Annotated in this window: 15 protein-coding genes; 5 read left to right on the top strand and 10 right to left on the bottom strand. The window is 66.0% G+C overall.

Annotation, left to right across the window (positions count from 1 at the left end; all coding sequences use genetic code 11):
• Positions 1 to 900 carry a heavy metal-binding domain-containing protein gene (locus tag C4901_RS17005; protein ID WP_110138414.1) on the bottom strand — a complete coding sequence of 300 codons (900 nt, stop codon included), beginning with the start codon at positions 898 to 900 and terminating at the stop codon, positions 1 to 3.
• An 8-nt stretch (positions 901 to 908) separates the two neighbouring features.
• Positions 909 to 1,295 carry a hypothetical protein gene (locus tag C4901_RS17000; RefSeq protein WP_110138709.1) on the bottom strand — a complete coding sequence of 129 codons (387 nt, stop codon included), beginning with the start codon at positions 1,293 to 1,295 and terminating at the stop codon, positions 909 to 911.
• Positions 1,296 to 1,417: 122 nt separating this feature from the next.
• On the opposite strand from C4901_RS17000, the gene uvrD reads away from it, so the two are divergent.
• A complete protein-coding gene (uvrD, locus tag C4901_RS16995) occupies positions 1,418 to 3,541 on the top strand; it encodes a DNA helicase II (protein ID WP_110138413.1) in 2,124 nt (707 codons plus the stop codon).
• A gap of 68 nt (positions 3,542 to 3,609) precedes the next feature.
• Positions 3,610 to 4,374 carry a GGDEF domain-containing protein gene (locus C4901_RS16990; RefSeq protein ID WP_110138412.1) on the top strand — a complete coding sequence of 255 codons (765 nt, stop codon included), beginning with the start codon at positions 3,610 to 3,612 and terminating at the stop codon, positions 4,372 to 4,374.
• On the opposite strand, the gene C4901_RS16985 is transcribed toward C4901_RS16990, so the two are convergent.
• Genes C4901_RS16985 through C4901_RS16975 form a run of 3 tightly spaced genes read right to left on the bottom strand, consistent with a single transcriptional unit; the run spans position 4,369 to position 6,866 of the window.
• Entirely contained in the window at positions 4,369 to 5,091 is a 723-nt protein-coding gene (locus C4901_RS16985; protein ID WP_110138411.1) for a hypothetical protein, read from the bottom strand. The genes C4901_RS16990 and C4901_RS16985 overlap by 6 nt on opposite strands.
• Before the next feature lie 37 nt (positions 5,092 to 5,128).
• Positions 5,129 to 6,094: a homoserine kinase gene (locus C4901_RS16980; RefSeq protein ID WP_110138410.1), complete on the bottom strand. Its 966-nt coding sequence runs from the start codon at positions 6,092 to 6,094 to the stop codon at positions 5,129 to 5,131.
• A 19-nt stretch (positions 6,095 to 6,113) separates the two neighbouring features.
• Positions 6,114 to 6,866, bottom strand: coding sequence for a TIGR00730 family Rossman fold protein (locus C4901_RS16975; protein ID WP_110138409.1), 753 nt, complete (start codon positions 6,864 to 6,866; stop codon positions 6,114 to 6,116).
• Between C4901_RS16975 and polA the strand changes: the two genes are divergently transcribed.
• Positions 6,865 to 9,525, top strand: a complete 2,661-nt coding sequence (gene polA / locus C4901_RS16970) for a DNA polymerase I (protein WP_110138408.1) — start codon at positions 6,865 to 6,867, stop codon at positions 9,523 to 9,525. The genes C4901_RS16975 and polA overlap by 2 nt on opposite strands.
• A gap of 896 nt (positions 9,526 to 10,421) precedes the next feature.
• Here polA and C4901_RS16960 read toward each other — a convergent pair.
• From C4901_RS16960 to rnd, 4 genes are all read right to left on the bottom strand, one after another.
• Positions 10,422 to 11,687, bottom strand: coding sequence for a site-specific DNA-methyltransferase (locus C4901_RS16960; RefSeq protein WP_205736096.1), 1,266 nt, complete (start codon positions 11,685 to 11,687; stop codon positions 10,422 to 10,424).
• Between the two features lie 20 nt (positions 11,688 to 11,707).
• Entirely contained in the window at positions 11,708 to 12,319 is a 612-nt protein-coding gene (locus tag C4901_RS16955; protein WP_110138707.1) for an ApaLI family restriction endonuclease, read from the bottom strand.
• Between the two features lie 530 nt (positions 12,320 to 12,849).
• Positions 12,850 to 13,437, bottom strand: a complete 588-nt coding sequence (gene yihA / locus C4901_RS16950) for a ribosome biogenesis GTP-binding protein YihA/YsxC (protein WP_110138406.1) — start codon at positions 13,435 to 13,437, stop codon at positions 12,850 to 12,852.
• Positions 13,421 to 14,527, bottom strand: coding sequence for a ribonuclease D (rnd, locus tag C4901_RS16945; RefSeq protein WP_110138405.1), 1,107 nt, complete (start codon positions 14,525 to 14,527; stop codon positions 13,421 to 13,423). Before rnd ends, yihA begins: the two co-directional genes overlap by 17 nt.
• A 111-nt stretch (positions 14,528 to 14,638) precedes the next feature.
• Here rnd and C4901_RS16940 point away from each other — a divergent pair, with 111 nt between their 5' ends.
• Together C4901_RS16940 and mpl are read left to right on the top strand one after the other, a co-directional pair.
• Positions 14,639 to 15,139, top strand: coding sequence for a hypothetical protein (locus C4901_RS16940; RefSeq protein ID WP_110138404.1), 501 nt, complete (start codon positions 14,639 to 14,641; stop codon positions 15,137 to 15,139).
• Positions 15,139 to 16,488 (top strand): UDP-N-acetylmuramate:L-alanyl-gamma-D-glutamyl-meso-diaminopimelate ligase, encoded by a 1,350-nt coding sequence (gene mpl / locus C4901_RS16935; protein WP_110138403.1) that lies wholly within the window; start codon positions 15,139 to 15,141, stop codon positions 16,486 to 16,488. Before C4901_RS16940 ends, mpl begins: the two co-directional genes overlap by 1 nt.
• Here mpl and C4901_RS16930 read toward each other — a convergent pair.
• Positions 16,485 to 16,979 (bottom strand): Crp/Fnr family transcriptional regulator, encoded by a 495-nt coding sequence (locus C4901_RS16930; protein ID WP_110138402.1) that lies wholly within the window; start codon positions 16,977 to 16,979, stop codon positions 16,485 to 16,487. The genes mpl and C4901_RS16930 overlap by 4 nt on opposite strands.
• Positions 16,980 to 17,006 lie beyond the last annotated feature (27 nt).

Below are 17,006 nucleotides of genomic sequence, written 5' to 3'. Positions count from 1 at the left end.
TTACAGGACCTCCCTTACGGTGTTGGTGGCGGCCAGCAGCCGCGGGTTGCGCACGCTCGTCACCGGGCGCACGCCGAACGGGCGTAGCGTGCGGCTATCGTGGAGGATGGCGGTGCCGAGCGCGATATAGCGCGCGAGGAAGCGCGGGTAGGGGTTGTTCTCGTCGGGCTCCACGCGGTAGAGCTCGGTATGCTGGGTGTGGGCAAGCACGCCCGAGCCCAGGCGCACGCCGTCATCGCGTAGCTCCTGCAGGGCCTGGCGGCGCACGCGTGTCAGGAAACTCGAAAGCGGGGCGATCTCCTGGTTCCAGAAAGAGGCCGCGTTCGCTGTCTGATAGCCATTCGCCACGAACCAATCGTAATGGGCGCCGATGGCAAGCCCGACGGGCACGATGCCGGATTCGAGCAGGCGCGCGAACTCCAGGGCGGAGACCGTGGCGAGCGCCGGATTGGTGGACTCGCGCAGCCTGTCCAGGCGCACGGCCGTGCCCATGACGCCATAGTCCATGTGGCCTTCATTCTCGGTGCCCGGCATGCGCCGCACGCGCAGGGTGACGTCCACGACCGCATTGGCGCCCATGAGCCCAGCCTCCACGCGCAGGCGGTCGAGCGCCGTGTGCCAGCCCTCGTAATGACCGCGTGTCCAGGAATAGCCGAACTGGAACCAGCAGTTGCCGGAGACGAGCCCGAGCGGGCGGATGCCGTGGGAGCGCTGCGCCAATAGGCCCGCGGGCGAGGCGGTGCTGACCCAGGGCCGCTTGCCGGTCATGGTCTCGGCGAGCCGCTCCTTCACGAAGGCTGGCACCGTGCCGCGCGTGAGCGCCTCGTTCCAGGCCGTCTGCCGGGCAAGTGACCCCGCGTCGTCCTGGGCGCTACCACTGGGTGGACCGAAGCGGGCCATAATGCCTCCTATGACGTCAGAAAGTCTTGCAGGATCCCGCGCGCACCTTCCAGGCTCCCCGACAGCCGCCGCAGCTCGTCTTCCAGGTCTTGCAGCCAGCGGTCGAGCGGAAGGGATTCGGTCTTCAGCACCACGCCGCGCACCTCGTGCTGACGGCTTGCGCGGACATCATGATCGTGGGCATCCAGGAGGTAGCGGCTGCCGTCGACCTGGATGGTGATCGCGATTACGTGGCGGGTTGCGCTCAGCAGGCCGTCGCGCTTGCGTTCCACCTGGACGCGCCCCGGGAGCGCGCCCTCGAGGCGCGTGGCGAGGGCCTCCAGGAAGGCATGGAGGTCGGTTTGCGCCCGGCGGATCCAGGCGGCATGGAGATCGAAATCACGGATTTCGTCCATGAGATACCCAAAAATACGCAACCCCGCTAGTTGACACCACTTGCGCGGTCATTGCAATGCGCAAAGCCGAGACCCCGCCTGTCACGGTTTCCCGCGCCTGGCCCGCGGGTTACACTCGCGCCATGGAATCTTCGTTCGTCGACGGCCTCAACGAGGCCCAGCGCGAGGCGGTCACGGCCGCCCCCGGCCCCATGCGCATCCTGGCGGGCGCGGGCAGTGGCAAGACGCGCGTCCTCACCCACCGGATCGCCTGGCTCGTGGACCGGGGGGCATCGCCATTTTCCTTTCTCGCCGTGACCTTTACCAATAAGGCCGCCTCGGAGATGCGCCGGCGCGTAGAGGGGCTCTTGCGGCAGAGTGTCTCTGGTCTGTGGATCGGCACCTTTCATGGTCTCTCGCACCGCTTCCTGCGCGCCCACTGGCGGGAGGCCGGTCTTCCCGAGGCGTTTCAGATCATCGATAGCGACGATCAGCAGCGCCTGGTCAAGCGTCTCATGCGTGCCCAGGCGCTGGATGAGGCGCGCTACCCGCCACGCATGGTCCAGGCGTTCATCAATGGCCATAAGGAGGCCGGGCGACGGGCGCGGAAGGTGGAGGCGCTCGCCGATCCGACGCAGCGCGCGCTGCTCCAGGTCTACCAGGCCTACGAAACCTTGTGCCGCGAGCAGGGCCTCGTCGACTTCGCGGAGCTCCTGCTCGCCACGCTCGAGGTGATGCGCGGCCATCCGGCGGTACGCGAGCATTACCAGCGGCGCTTCCGGCACACGCTGGTCGACGAATTCCAGGACACCAACCTCGTCCAGTATGAATGGTTGCGGTTGTTCGGCGCCGGCGGCCATCTGTTCGTGGTGGGCGACGACGACCAGTCCATCTACGGGTGGCGCGGCGCCGAGGTCGAGAACATCCTGCGCTTCGAGCGCGACCATCCGGGTACGCGCACCATCCGGCTCGAACAGAACTACCGTTCCACCGGGCGTATCCTTGAGGCCGCCAACGCCGTGATCGCGCACAACGCCAAACGCCTCGGCAAGACCTTGTGGACCGCCGGGCGCGAGGGCCGCCCGGTGGCCATTTATGCCGCCTACAGCGGGGTGGACGAGGCACAATTCGTCATCGAGCGCATCCGCAGGCGGCTTTCCGAGGACGGACGTCCGCGCGATGTCGCCATCCTATATCGTTCCAACGCCCAGTCGCGCCTGTTCGAGGAGCTGCTCGTGCGCGCCGGCATACCCTATCGCGTCTACGGGGGACTACGGTTCTTCGACCGCGCCGAGGTCAAGGACGCCTTGGCCTACCTGCGATTGGCCCTGAATCGCGATGACGACACGGCCTTCGAGCGCGTGGTCAACGTGCCGACGCGCGGTATCGGGGCGCGTACCGTCGAGGGCCTGCGCGCCAAGGCCCGGGGCGACGGGATGTCCTTATGGGCGGCGGCGGTCGCGCTCGTGACGGACGGCGGCCTGAGCGGCCGGGCGGCCGCGGCGGTGCGCGGTTTCGTGGGCCTGATCGAGCGGCTGTCGGCGGACGCCGCGGTCACGCCCCTGGATACCTTGATCGAGACCATTCTCAAGGCGACAGGCCTGCTCGATTTCTATCGCGAGGAGGGTCGCGAGCGCGGCGAGGCGCGCGGCGAAAACCTGGAAGAGTTGGTGTCGGCGGCGCGATTTTTCATGGCCGAGGAGCACGAAGGGCAACCGGTCCCGGAGTTCCTGGCGCATGCCGCGCTCGAGGCCGGGGAGGGGCAGGCCGGGGAGGGGCAGGACTCGGTCCAACTCATGACCCTGCATGCCGCCAAGGGTCTCGAGTTCCCGGTGGTGTTCCTGACCGGCCTCGAGGAGGGGCTGTTCCCGCATGAACGCTCTCTTTATGACGAGGCGCGCCTGGAGGAGGAGCGCCGGCTCTGTTACGTCGGGATCACGCGCGCCATGCGCGAGCTTACCCTGAGCTATGCCGAGACCCGGCGCCTGCACGGCGAGGACCGCTATTCACCGCCGTCGCGATTCCTGGCCGAGATCCCCGATCACCTCCTCGATCATGTCCGCCCGCGGCTGGCCGCGGTCACCCCGTCCCCGGTATCGCCGGCCGGTGGGCCGTCGATCGGTGGCCGCGTGGCGCACGCGACCTTTGGCGAGGGGGTGATCATCGACAGCGAGGGCCACGGCGCGCAGGCGCGCGTGCAGGTGCAGTTCGCGGCCTGCGGTGTAAAGTGGTTGGTCCTGGCCTATGCCGGCCTGACGATTCTTTAGGGGCGGATTGGAAAGCGGTCTCGCGGACGCCTATAGTTCTTGACACACCCTCGATCTCGGGATGGATCGTGAACCCGTTTTTTTTCCTGACCAAGCAAGGCGGGCTGCGACGCAAGCCGTTTGTGATCGTCACCAGTGCGCTGGCCCTGGTGATGGGCGTCGTCGCCATCGCCTTGAGCCTCGCCTGGCCGACATGGTGGCCGGTGTTCGCCCTGCTGCAGGCCGTGGGGCTTGCGGTCGCCGTCTATGCGTTCGCGTCGCGCATCATGAACGTCAAGCGCCCGGCGGCGGCCCCCGACCCGCTGGGGGGCCCGACGGGCCTGGTCGACGATCTCACGCGGACCTTGAACCGGCGGGGCATCACCTCCAGCCTTATCGAGGCCATGGCCCAGTCCCAGCGTTACGGTACGCCCCTGTCCCTCGTAAGTCTCGGCATCGACGGCGCGCAGACCCTCGTGGAGCACCTGGGGCCCGAGGCCGAGGCGCCGGTACTCGAGGCGGTGTCGGCCGCCTTGGGCGAGGCCCTGCGACTGCCCGATCGTCTCGGCCGCTATCAGGGCTGGGAGTTTCTCGTGGTCTTGCCGCAGACCCGTACCCCGCAGGCCCTGCTGGTCGCCGAGCGGCTGCGCATGGCGGTGGCCGGTATCGCATTGACCGTCAAGGGCGAGAAGGCGGCGGTCAGCCTGAGCGCCGGCATCGCCGAGTTCGGGCGCGGCCAGGACCTGGAGCGGTTTTTGGCGAACGCCCACGAGGCCTTGTACGGGGCGCAAAGGGCCGGCGGCAACCAGGTGCAGGCGTTCGCGTCGTCGCCACGGGCGAAGGACGCCTTATGAGCCGGAGCCCCCGGCGCGCAGCGACTTGTAGCTCAGATAGACCGCGAGCGTGAGCGGTATGAAGGTGACGAGCGCCACGAGGGTACGGATCCATGGCCCGAGATAGGAGGCGAGGATGAGCGGCACCACGAACGCCACCCCAAGGCCGGCGATGGCGAGTGGCTGCTTGCGCCACAGCACGAGCGTCTGCTCGAGGGCATCCAGGGGGCGCGCGGCGCCGAGCACGGTGGCCGCGAGCACATAGAGCACGGTCATGATCAGTGCCACCCGCAGACCCCAGAAGATGGCGAGCAGGACCCCGGTAAAGACGCGGGCGAGCAGGTCGCGATGCGCGAACATCGCCCCGAGAGAGGTCCCGTCCACGCCCAGGATCATCGCCAGTACCGTCAAGAAGACCCAGGCCCCCAACAGGATCGTGGCGACGCTCATGACCGGTAACGCAAGCTCGGGATCGCGCAGGATCCCCACGAAGATGTCGCGGGCGCGGTGCGCGTAGTCGCCGGTTGTACCCGGGCGCGCGGCCTCGCGCAGGACCCCGGCGACGATCACCGGGGTGAACAGCACCAGCAGCACCCCGCCCGCGAGCGGCAGGTCCGAGACGACCGCGGCGACCGCGAGGTAGGCTGTGGTCGTGCCCGCCCATAACATGAGATCGGCGGTCGTGAGGGCGTAGGCGCCCGTGATCCACGGTCCCGCCTGCGACAGATCCTTGTCCATGGCAACCCCCCTTCCCGAGAAGATCGCGCCCGCGCCGCTAACCCGCTCCGCGCCAGAGGCCGCGCAGGCGCGGCGTCTCCCGCCGGCGCGCCGTCAGTATCCGCCGAAAGACGAGCGGGTCCTTAGTGTGCGTCAGCTCGCCGGCCCTTGGGAAGTGGAGATCGGTCAGGCGCGAGAGCCAAAAGCGCAGGGCCGCGGCCCGCAGCAGCACCGGCCAGGCCCCGCGCTCGATGCCGGTCAATGGACGCACCCCCTGATAGGCCGCGACCAGCGCCTCGGCCCGCCGAAAGTCGAGCCGCCCATCGTCCTCGCTGGCCCAGTCGTTCACGGTGATGGCCAGGTCGTAGAGCCAGGTATCGGTACACGCGTAGTAAAAATCGATGACACCGGTAAGGCGGTCGCCATCGAACAGGGCGTTGTCCCGAAAGAGGTCGGCATGGATGATCCCCCGTGGCAGGTCCGCGAAGCGGTAGAGGGCCTGGAAACGGAGCTCCTCGGCGAGGATGTCGGCGTCTTCCGCGTCCAGGTGGCCCGCCAGCCGCTCGGCCGCCGCCCGCCACCAGCGCGGGCCCCGTGGATTGGGACGTTCCCCACCGAAGGTGAATGCCGCGCCCGCCGCGTGGAGGCGCGCCAGGGCCTCGCCTATGGCCGCACACTGCGCCATCGAGGGGGTCATGACCGATCGCCCGTAGAGCCGCATGACGAGCGCCGCTTTCTTGCCGTGGAGCACACCCACGTACTCGCCATCCGCGCCGCGCACCGGATGGGCGCAGGGGATCGCGTGTTCGGCCAAAAACGCGGTCAGGTTCAGGAAAAACGGAAGGTCGGCGGGGTCTACCCGCTCAAAGAGCGTAAGTACGTACTCGCCCTCCGTCGTCGACACGAAATAATTGGTGTTCTCGATGCCGCTCTGGATCCCGGCAAAGGATCGGAGGGTGCCTACCGGATAACCCGCCAGAAAGGCCGCGAGCTCCGCTTCTTCTATGCGCGTGAACACCGACATACGAAACCAGGCCCCCTCGTCAGAGGTTGAGCTGGATCTCCTTTTCCTCTTCGGAGGGCTCGAAGCCGCTCAATTCGTAATAGCGGAATATGGTGTCGATGACGTCTTCCGGCCGGTCGAGCATGACGAACAGGTCCAGATCCGTATCGCTGATCACGCCGTCGCGCAGCAAGGCCGTGCGGAACCACTCCACGAGGCCCGTCCAGAATGGGGTATGGACGAGGATGATGGGGATACGCCGGCTCTTGCCGGTCTGGATGAGCGTCAGGATCTCCATCATCTCATCCAGGGTGCCGAAGCCGCCGGGCATGACCACATAGGCTGTGGCATACTTCACGAACATGACCTTGCGCGCGAAGAAGTGCTGGAAGGTCAGGCGGATGTCCTGGTAGGCGTTGCCGGCCTGTTCATGAGGCAGGCGGATGTTCAGGCCGACACTCGGCGAGGGGCCGGCATAGGCGCCCTTGTTGGCGGCCTCCATGATGCCGGGGCCGCCACCGCTCACGACGCTAAAACCCGCATCCGATAACTTGCGGGCGATGTCCTCGGCGAGCGCGAAGTAGGGGTGGTCGGGGGCGATACGGGCCGAACCGAAGATGCTCACGGATGGCCGGATCTGCGCCAAGGCCTCGAAACCCTCGACGAACTCCGCCATGATCTGGAAGATCTTCCAGGCCTCCCGCGATAGGGCGCCCTCGGGGGCCAGTCCGCCGGCGTGCACGGCCGTGGGTTTTCTTTTGATCAGGGGTTTTTGTGCTTTTGGGGCAGTCATGATACCGAGCGGGAATCCTGGACAACTCTTGCTGTTGGTGGACGGCTCATCCTATCTGTACCGGGCGTTTCACGCCATGCCCGATTTGCGCAATACTCGCGGTGAGCCGACGGGCGCGATCTATGGCGTAGCCAACATGCTGCGCAAGTTGTGCGCGGATTACAAGCCGCGGCTCGTCGCCATGATCTTCGATGCCCCCGGGGGCACCTTCCGTGATGCCCTCTACGCCGATTACAAGGCGACGCGCACGACGATGCCCGACGACCTCGCGGTCCAGATCCCGCGGCTGCATGCCTTGATCAGGGCCTTGGGTATCCCGCTGCTCGCGGTGCCGGATGTCGAGGCCGACGATGTGATCGGCACGCTCGCCGCGCTCGGCCGCGCCCAAGGCCTGAAGGTCGTGATCTCCACGGGCGACAAGGACATGGCGCAGCTCGTGAGCGCGGATGTAACCCTGATCAACACCATGACCGATCAGGCCCTCGACCACGAGGGAGTGATCGCCCGCTTCGGCGTGCCGCCCGAGGGCATCGTCGATTACCTCGCCATCGTCGGCGACAAGGTCGACAACGTCCCGGGCGTGGCCGGCGCCGGCCCGAAGACCGCGGTGCGCTGGCTCGAGACCTATGGCTCGCTCGATGCGCTCATGGCGCATGCGGACGATATCCCCGGGCGATTGGGCGAGGCCTTGCGCGCGGGCCTGCCGCAGTTGCGGTTGGCGCGCGAACTCGTCACCATCCGCTGCGACGTGCCCTTACCGCTTACGCTCACCGAACTCGTGCCGCAGCCCCCGGACCGGGATGCGCTCCGCCAATTGTATGGTGAACTGGAGTTCAAGGGCTGGCTTTCCGAGCTCGGCAGTGAGGCGCGGGGCGTCCCGACCACCGCGTTGACCCTGACCGACCCCGAGGTCATCCACGCCCAGGCCAAGGCCTGGCGCGCGGCCCCGCTGGTAGCCCTCGATCTATGGGATGACGACGGAAGGATCGCGGCGGTGGTCGTGGGAACGGCCGAGGGTGCGTGGATGATCCCGGCGGCCGATGACCTCTTAAACGGCCCCGCGCTCGAGGCCTTGCTCGCCGCCGTGCGCCCGCTCTTTGAGAGCGGCGCGCCCCCCCTCGTAGTCCACGACAGTAAGCGCATACTCCGGTTTCTGATACCAGAAAACATCGGCTTTGCGGGGTCATGGGACGACGTCATGCTGGCCTCGTATGTCCTGGACAGTGGGGCCGCGAGCCACGACCTCGCCACCTTGGCCCTGAAATACCTGGGCCGTCCGATCGCGACCCGGACGACGTTGCTCGGCGAAGGTCGGGGGCGCCGAGGGCTCCCGGTGGTCCCACCCGATGAGCGGGCGGCCGCCGCCGGTGACACCGTCTCCGCCCTGCTGGCCCTGCATGAAGAGCTGCTCGGGCGGCTTGCCGCGCAGCCCGGCCTGTCACATGTCTACGCAACGATAGAGCGCCCTTTGAGTCCGGTGCTGGCGCGCGTCGAGGCCACGGGCGTCCCCATCGATACCGCCATGTTGAGGGCGCAAAGCGCCGAGCTCGGTATCAAGCTCGCCACCCTCGAGAACCGCGCGCATGACCTCGCGGGGCGCGTCTTCAACCTCAACTCGCCCTCCCAGATCCAGGATATTCTCTTTACGGAACTGAAGCTTCCGATCAAAAAACGCACCCCCAAGGGGCAGCCGTCGACGGCCGAGGAGGTGCTCGCCGAGCTCGCCCTCGACTACCCCCTGCCGCAGCTCATCCTCGATTATCGCGCGGTCGGCAAACTGAAGAGCACCTACACCGACAAGCTTCCGTCGATGGTGGATCCGCGCACCGGCCGCATCCATACGACCTACCACCAGGCCGTGGCCGCCACCGGTCGCCTGTCCTCGAGCGACCCGAACCTCCAGAACATCCCGGTACGTACCGAGGAGGGCCGGCGCATCCGCCAGGCCTTCGTGGCCGGCCCCGGCCAGCGCATCCTGTCGGCCGATTATTCCCAGATCGAGTTGCGCCTCATGGCCCACCTGTCACAGGACCCGGGCCTGGTGCGCGCCTTTCAGGAGGGGCGGGATGTGCATCGCGCGACCGCCGCCGAGGTCTTTGGCATGACACTGGATACAGTCACAGACGACCAGCGGCGGGCGGCCAAGGCGATCAATTTCGGGCTCATGTATGGAATGTCGGCGTTCGGCCTCGCCCGCCAGCTGCGCATCGACCAGGCGCGCGCCCAGGCCTACTGCGATCTCTACTTTCGCCGCTATCCGGGGGTCCACCGCTATATGGAAGACATGCGCGCCACGGCCCGCCGTCAAGGTTATGTGGAGACCCTGTTCGGCCGCCGGCTCTATATCCCGGACATCAAGGCAAGCCACGCCGGACGGCGGCAATACGCGGAGCGCACCGCCATCAACGCCCCCCTGCAAGGCACGGCCGCCGATCTCATCAAGATGGCGATGCTGGCGGTGGACGCCTACCTCGCCGAGACCGGCCTTAGCGCACGCATGATCATGCAGGTCCATGACGAACTGGTGTTCGAGGTCCCGGAAGGGGAGATCCCGGCCTTGAGGGAGGCGGTGGTGGCACGCATGGAGCAGGTCGCCGCCCTTTCAGTACCGCTCATCGCCGAATGCGGCGTGGGAAAAAACTGGGACGAGGCCCACTGAACTTCTCGTGGGGCCCACGGTCTATGTGTACAGGACGATATGTCCTTTATCCGCTTCTCCTCCCTGAGCGGGTAACCTGGGCCGCTAGGCCCAGGGTCTCGTTTATCCCCGGGCCCTCTCCCTTGTGCCCGGGGTTTTTTTATGAGCCATCATATACGCACCCGTAAGCCCGCGTAAACAGCAATTCTCAATGTGGCGCTGACCATGGGCACCGAGTGGCGTCCCGCATGACGAGAAGGCGCCCAACATCCGGCACAGGCGCGTCCAGACAGACGCATTCTTGCATCGTCACCGGGGTGGCGTCCCGCATGACGAGAAGGCGCCCAACATCCGGCACAGGCGCGTCCAGACAGACGCATTCTTGCATCGTCACCGGGTGATCCAGGCGCTGTCGCTTCACATTGAGAATTGCTGCCGCGTAAAGACGCGTTTGCCCCGCATCGTCCTGGGACAATAAGGCCACGCAAGGCAGGGCCGTCCGCGAACCCTTGATCACGCAAGGGATACCTTTCGAGACCCAACCGGGCGAGTCCGTAAGCCGCGGGCGCCGGACTGCGGAGGTTTGACGCCCTGTTCAGGAGACGTGCAATGACGCCGGAAAGTGCATGCCGCATAGGCCCCGAGAACGCACACCAGATTCGCGCGGCGATTGCGTGAGGCGTTCATACCGGTCAATCGGTTCGTCTCGGAGTCGGCCCAGGAATTCGCTTTCGCGGATTTCGCGGATGCGGTGCGGCACGAGGCGGGCCGCCATACAGGCGCGAACCCCATCATCACGCGTGACTCGCAAGGCCTTGTCCGTGTTGTGTGGCGCGGCCCCCCGCCGCTGATGCCCTTCCGGGAGTATTGATATTCCCGCGACGAGGGTTCGGGCTTAGCGCCCCGCAACGCCCCGGCTAGCGATCACGGCGCATCGGCGCCAGCACTCCTTGCAACCAGTTTCCGGTCGGCCCACGGCCTTGGGGCCCCGGCTCGCCGGAGAGCGCCCCGGCGATACCAAGTGATGGCGCATCGATCACCGCGACAAGGCCCGGAACCATGCCTTCGACAAACATATCGTTATCCAGCACGGTGCGCACCAGAAACGCCCTCCGCGCGCCCTTCTTCCGCGCGGCCTGGTCCAGGCTTCGTGCGGCATCACTCAACGATTCCCAGCGACGCTGTACGCGGACAGGCACCGGCTTGCCATCGAAATGCTCCACCAAAAGCGCATCGATTCCGGAGTTTCTGTGAACCGGCACGATGTTGAGTCCGACCAGCAGGGACAGCGCTTCCTCGTCCGCGCTCCGATATGCGCAGCGGCCCTTACGTAGAAGCTCGGATTCTGTCCTGACGGGATTGTCGAGACGTTCGGCTGCGAGTTTCACGGCCTCGGGGGAAACGTCAAAACCCATCGACCGTCTCCCCAGCATCTGCGCGGCCACGAGTGTCGTTCCGCTCCCGCAAAACGGGTCGAGCACAAGGTCGTCGGGGTCGGTCACGAGGGAAATGATTCTTTCCAGCAAGATCAGCGGTTTTTGTGTCGGATATCCCGATCGCTCCTTCGCCTTGGGATTCAGAAACGGGATGTCCCACACATCGCCCAGAGGAACGCCCTTCTTGGGCCCCGAAGTGACCGGATCGCCATCCGTCGTGCGCTCATACACGGTCTTACCGTACTTATCACGGCAGCGGCGCTGAAGAATCTGGTCGACATTAGTCGATTCCGAGTATTCGACATACGCGGGATTGAACTTGAAAGAACCCGTCTTGGAGTAGAAGAATATGGTGTGGTGCGAAGGCAGAAGCCCTCGGACCCCATTAGACCAGCGCCTGAAAGTCCATATGATTTCCGAGCGGAAATTCCCTTCCCCAAACACCTTATCGAGAAGCGCCCTTAGAACGTGGCTTGCATTGCGATCGCAATGCAAGAAAATCGACCCCGTGTCCCGGAGAAGGCGACGCGCCTCGCCCAGCCTTTCGAAAAGAAAACCTGCATATTCCCCGTAACCGTTCCAAAGATCGTCGAAACGGAACGTCATCGCCCTGTCGCGGGTGCTCAAGCGGTGCACTTTGTTCGTAAAAAAGGGCGGATCGAGATACACGAGGTCGACGGACGCGCTTTCCAGCCCCCGCATGAGCGGCAGGCAGTCTCCATGTTTGAGAACAGGACGTTCGCTCATAGTCTCGTTTCTGTGCGGTCTCATTTTCCGCAGATACCCTGCAGGATCCGCTTCAAATCGATCCCGGTCCTTTGTGCCACGTACCCCCACGCCGCATCCCCATGATAGTACTGTCCGCCGACCCCATTATATAGGGTTTCCAGTGCCTCCTGAATGCGTATGGCTTGCATCCTGTTGGGATAGTAAAACATGACCCTTATGGGCCGGTAGCCGGCATCCACGATCGCCCGTATGCGGCTGTGCTCCTTCGTGATGTGGTCACCATCTGTTGTCGCATCCTTCCACTTGATTTCCAACGCATCCTTGCCTACCAGGCAGTCGATCTCGAACGTTTTCGGCCGTTGCCCCTGAGTGTTCGGAATCCGCGCCGGTCCCGATTGCGGGAACCTTTCGCCGAAACACATCTTCGTCGCCTCTTCCAGGAACGAGCCCGCGTATTTGTATAGGAAGCGTCCCTTATTCTGATAAAGATCGATCAGCCGACCTTCCTTTTCGGAAACACCGAGAACCTGATAGATGAGGTAGTGCGAGAAGTCATCGGACTTCATATCCTCGACGCGCTCGGCGATGGCCTTTTTCAGTCTGTCCGAGTACTCGCCGGCCAGCGTGACTACCCTGTTCTTGACGGTCATGTAGCGGGTCATCCCTCGTCGGTCGCCGGCGGTTGAACAGGTCTCATGAGAGCGGGCGCCCGGCTCGTCATACGATGATCATCGGAGCGGGTTCGGGCGGCATCGATTCGCCCGTTCCATTTTAGGGCCGCGGCGCCACCGGCTCCACCATCACGGTCCTCGCGCCCACACGCCCTTCCCGGGATCGGTCATCGGATGGGTGCGCGCGAGTCCTCCCGATTATGGTCCGTCCATGAGGCGTTCGAGGTCTCCATCCCCGCGAGGTCTGGTTTTGGGGCCCCGGACGATGCCAGAGTCCGTTCGGCGGGGCGCTCGGTGGTCGTGACGCCGGTCCCGCCTCATTCAGGTGCGGGCCTCTATCATCGTTATCGGCCTCCGTCGCCCTCAACGCCGGTCTCTCGCCGTGCAGGCCTGGTGCCCGAGACTGTGCGCCCATTCTGCCGTGAGCGATGGGGGGCGGCAAGCGCGATGCCGCGGCTATCCCGGTGACCGGGCCGGCCGCGGATTCGCGCGCCCGGTCAGGCGGGGCCTTAGGCTGCCGTCAGTCCGAGCCATTCCAAAACGGTCTCCTGGGTTTCCTCTAGACCTTCTCGCGAGAGAGTCGAAAACGCTAGCAGGTAGGCGGTCTCGGGGGCGACCTTCGCCAGTTCGCGAACGATGCGTTGGCGCTCGCCGCGATTGATCTTGTCGGCCTTGGAGAGCAGGACCAGGATGGGGATGTCATTGCGGCTTTGGAGGAGGGTGTGATCTTCGCTCTTTAGGCCTTGGCGGATGTCGGCCAGCAGTACGAGGCCCTTCAGGCTCCGGCGCTTTTCGAGATAGTCGGTCGTGAGCGCCAGGAAGGTGTGGCGCAACGCCTGCGGAACCTTGGCATAGCCGTAGCCGGGGAGGTCGATCAGGCGATGGTCGCCCGAGAGCGCGAAGACGTTCAGCTGCTGCGTGCGCCCCGGGGTCTTGCTCACGCGCGCAAGCCCTGTTTGTCCGGTCAGGGCGTTCAGGGCGCTCGACTTGCCGGCGTTCGAACGGCCCGCGAAGGCCACCTCCGCGCCGGTATCCGGGGGGAGGTCGCGCACCCGCGGGGCACCGAGCAGAAACACGGCGTCACGCAGTGTCGGCATGGCGTTCCGCGATCTCGGCGAGCAGCCGCTCGCCCTCCGTCCCGAGGACCTCGGCGCGCCAGCCGCGGGCGAGGCTCCCGGGGGCGGCGCCTTGCGCAATCTCCTTCAGGGTCCGGCGTGAGCCGATGACACCGCCCTGGATACCCAGGGCCTGGGCGCGCGCGTCGATCAGGGCCGCCAGGGCCTGATACAGGCGCTCCTCGTCGGGATCGAGGCGCGCCGCGGGCCAGGGGTGGAGCGGCCGGTCCGGGGCCTCCTCGATTACGCTTAACAGGTGATCGCCCAGGCGTCGGATCTGGCGGTCGTCCAGCCCGCGCCGCTGGGCTAAGTCCGCGCGGCCCTTCGGCGGCCGGGCGGCGAGATCCAGAAGGACCGCGTCCGCCACCACCCACGCACGCGGCAGATCGGCCTTACGGGCCGCGTCCTCGCGCCACAGGAGCAGTGCCTGGAACAGGGCCTGGGCGGGTGTCGACAGGTTCGCGCCCTGACGGTAACGGCGCACCAGCTGTTCGGGCGAGAAGCGATAGAGTCCAGGGTCGTTCAAGGCCGCGCAGTCCTCGACGAGCCACGCGCCGCGCCCCAGGCGCTCGAGTTCCGCGAGCAGTGCGGCGCGCAAGGCCTCGAGATGGCGTACGTCGTCTTGCGCATAGGCGAGTTGGCGATCACTCAGGGGGCGCGCCGCCCAGTTGGTGCGTGTGGCGTCCTTGGCGAGATCCACCTTGAGTAGCTGGGCTACGAGATTCGCATAACCGATCTGCTCGTCGTAGCCCACGAGCGCCGCCGCCATCTGGGTGTCGAACAGCGGCGCCGGCAGGATGCCGGTCTCCTGCAAAAAGAGCTCCAGATCCTGTCGGCCGGCGTGCAGGATCTTGATCCCCGGGCCCGCGAGCGCCTGACCGAGGGGCGCGATGTCGAGAGGCAGGGGGTCGACGAGCGCGATGGTGTCCGGGGTCGCGACCTGGATCAGGCAGAGCCTGGCGTAGTAGGTGCGCTCGCGCACGAACTCGGTGTCGAGACCCGTCCAGGGAGACGCGGTGATCGCGGCGGCCAGTGGGGTGAGGGCCGCGCCGTCTGTCAGAAGTTCGGTCATGAGCCGGCCAGTGTAGAGGGATGCGGCGTTTTGTTCCAGCCGCGAAGCGGTTTATCATCCGCCATTATGTCTTCGTCCTCGCCCGTATCCCGCTCGCGTGCGTGCCCCTAGATGCGGGCGCTGCTCAAACTATTTCTCGACATCGGGTTTTTGGTGGGGCGCCCGCAGGATCTCCCGGCCTCGCGGGCCCTGCTGGTGCTCGCCGCGGCCTTGGCGCTGGCGACGAACTACGCGGTCGACACCGGTTTTTCGCATAACATCCAGCGGCTTGGCTTTGCCGCCGCCCAGACCTCCCTGCTGGGCCTGTGGGTGGCGGCCTTTATCGCCATCCGCCGGTTGTGGGTGCGCTACAGGCAGACCATGACCGCGGTCTACGGCAGCAACGTGCTCATCAATCTCGTCACCTGGCCCTTGTCGCTCGGCCACGGCTTCGGCGCCCTGGGTTCCGAGGTCCTGGCCATTGCCCTTGCGGTGTGGTTCACGGCCATCGTCACCAAGATCCTCTGGCACGCCCTGGAGCTCCCGCTCCCCTTGAGCGCGCTCATGACCTTGACCGGGATCTTCGTGAGCGGCTGGATTCTTATTACCCTCTTTCCTTTACCCAAGAGCTGATGCGTATCCATATTCTCGGAATCGGTGGGACATTCATGGGGGGCTTGGCGCTGTTGGCGCGGGCCTCGGGGCTTGAAGTGACCGGATCCGATCGCGGGGTCTATCCCCCCATGAGCGAGCAGTTGCGAGCGAGCGGTATCGCCGTCACCGAGGGCTATGACGCCCTGCCGACGCCGGCCCCGGATCTGGTGGTCATCGGCAACGCCCTCTCGCGCGGCAATCCGGCGGTGGAGGAGGTCTTGAATGCCGGCATCCCCTACGTCTCGGGCCCCCAGTGGCTGGCCGAGCAGGTCTTGCGCGACCGCTTCGTCATCGCCGTGGCCGGGACCCATGGCAAGACCACGGTCACGAGTCTGGTCGTCTGGATCCTGGAACAGGCCGGACTCGATCCGGGATTTCTGATCGGCGGCGTCCCGCAGGACTTCGGGGTGTCGGCGCGGCTCACCCCATCCCGTTTCTTCGTGGTCGAGGCCGACGAGTACGACACCGCGTTTTTCGACAAGCGCGCCAAATTTGTCCATTATCGGCCGCGGGCCGTGATCCTGAATAACCTGGAGTACGATCATGCCGACATCTACCCGGATCTCGCCTCCATTTCCCGGCAATTCCAGCACCTGCTGCGCATCGTTCCCGGGACCGGCCTGGTCATCGCCAACGGCGCCGACCCCGCCCTTGACGATGTGATCGCGGCCGGTGTCTGGACCCCGGTCGAATATTTCTCGAGGGCTGACGGCTGGGAGGCGCGGTTGCTGGCCGCTGACGGCAGCGCCTTTGCGGCCTGCCTGCGGGGGCGCGAGATCGGCACCGTGCAGTGGTCGCTGGTCGGCCGCCACAATGTCGCCAATGCCCTGGCGGCGGTGAGCGCGGCGCGTTTCGCCGGGGTTCCGGCGGATACCGCCTTGCGGGCGCTCGCGACCTTTCGCGGGGTGAAGAGGCGTCTCGAGGTGTCGGGAAGCGCACGCGGCGTTACCGTCTATGATGATTTCGCCCATCACCCGACCGCCATACGCGCCACGCTCGAGGCCCTGAAGGCGCGCGTCGCGCCCGCCCGCGTCCTCGCCGTCCTGGAGCCGCGCTCGAATACCATGCGCCAGGGGGTGCATCGCGAGACCCTCGGCCCGTCGCTGGCCCTGGCCGACGCGACCTATGTCTTTGCCCCGCCGGATATCGGTTGGGACGTCGAGGCGGCGCTGGGCGGGCTCGGCGGCCGCGCGCGCGTCTACCGCAGCCACGAGACCCTGATCGCGGATCTCGCGGCCGACGCGCGCCCCGGCGACCATATCCTCGTCATGAGCAATGGCGGGTTCGCGGGTCTCCACGGCCGCCTGCTCGCGGCCCTGGGGGGCTAACGCTTGATGCCGCCCCCGTGGATGTACTGGGAGAAGCCGGCGACGTCGTTACTGACGCGCCGGAACAGGTGGTCGAGACTGATCACGGCATGCTCCAGGAGGTTCACCGCGATATAAGGGTGCTCGACCCGTATGCGCTTGTACTTGGCGCGCGAGAGCAGCAGCACGCGCGTGTCATCGGATTTCGCGCGCATGCGCGCCGAACGCGGCTTGCGATCGAAGAACGACATCTCGCCCATGAGTTCGCCCTCGGTCATGCGTCCGACCTCGTTTTCCTGCCCCCCGTCGTCGTAATAGAGGGCCACCTCGCCCTTGACCACGAAGTACAAGGCCTCGCCGACCTCGCCGATGTCGGCGATCGTCTCATTCTTGCGAAACTGCACGAGCTCGGTGTAGTCGAGCAGCGTCTCGACCTCCTTGATGGTCAATGACTCGCACAGATACTGGTGCGTCAGAAACTCCGCCAATTCGACCTTGGACTTGCTTGTCATACCCCGTTCCCCGGTGCTCCGCGCTGC

This window comes from Acidiferrobacter sp. SPIII_3, assembly GCF_003184265.1.
GTDB lineage: Bacteria > Pseudomonadota > Gammaproteobacteria > Acidiferrobacterales > Acidiferrobacteraceae > Acidiferrobacter.
The sequence above is the reverse complement of the archived record's forward strand: the minus strand, read 5'-3'. Positions and strand labels throughout refer to the sequence as shown.

Bases quoted from the DNA above. Each gene is read 5' to 3' on its own strand.
- C4901_RS17005 (WP_110138414.1), bottom strand. From the start codon at position 900: ATGGCCCGCTTCGGTCCACCCAGTGGTAGCGCCCAGGACGACGCGGGG.
- C4901_RS17000 (WP_110138709.1), bottom strand. From the start codon at position 1,295: ATGGACGAAATCCGTGATTTCGATCTCCATGCCGCCTGGATCCGCCGG.
- uvrD (WP_110138413.1), top strand. From the start codon at position 1,418: ATGGAATCTTCGTTCGTCGACGGCCTCAACGAGGCCCAGCGCGAGGCG.
- C4901_RS16985 (WP_110138411.1), bottom strand. From the start codon at position 5,091: ATGGACAAGGATCTGTCGCAGGCGGGACCGTGGATCACGGGCGCCTAC.
- C4901_RS16980 (WP_110138410.1), bottom strand. From the start codon at position 6,094: ATGTCGGTGTTCACGCGCATAGAAGAAGCGGAGCTCGCGGCCTTTCTG.
- polA (WP_110138408.1), top strand. From the start codon at position 6,865: ATGATACCGAGCGGGAATCCTGGACAACTCTTGCTGTTGGTGGACGGC.
- C4901_RS16975 (WP_110138409.1), bottom strand. From the start codon at position 6,866: ATGACTGCCCCAAAAGCACAAAAACCCCTGATCAAAAGAAAACCCACG.
- C4901_RS16960 (WP_205736096.1), bottom strand. From the start codon at position 11,687: ATGAGCGAACGTCCTGTTCTCAAACATGGAGACTGCCTGCCGCTCATG.
- C4901_RS16955 (WP_110138707.1), bottom strand. From the start codon at position 12,319: ATGACCGTCAAGAACAGGGTAGTCACGCTGGCCGGCGAGTACTCGGAC.
- yihA (WP_110138406.1), bottom strand. From the start codon at position 13,437: ATGCCGACACTGCGTGACGCCGTGTTTCTGCTCGGTGCCCCGCGGGTG.
- rnd (WP_110138405.1), bottom strand. From the start codon at position 14,527: ATGACCGAACTTCTGACAGACGGCGCGGCCCTCACCCCACTGGCCGCC.
- C4901_RS16940 (WP_110138404.1), top strand. From the start codon at position 14,639: ATGCGGGCGCTGCTCAAACTATTTCTCGACATCGGGTTTTTGGTGGGG.
- mpl (WP_110138403.1), top strand. From the start codon at position 15,139: ATGCGTATCCATATTCTCGGAATCGGTGGGACATTCATGGGGGGCTTG.
- C4901_RS16930 (WP_110138402.1), bottom strand. From the start codon at position 16,979: ATGACAAGCAAGTCCAAGGTCGAATTGGCGGAGTTTCTGACGCACCAG.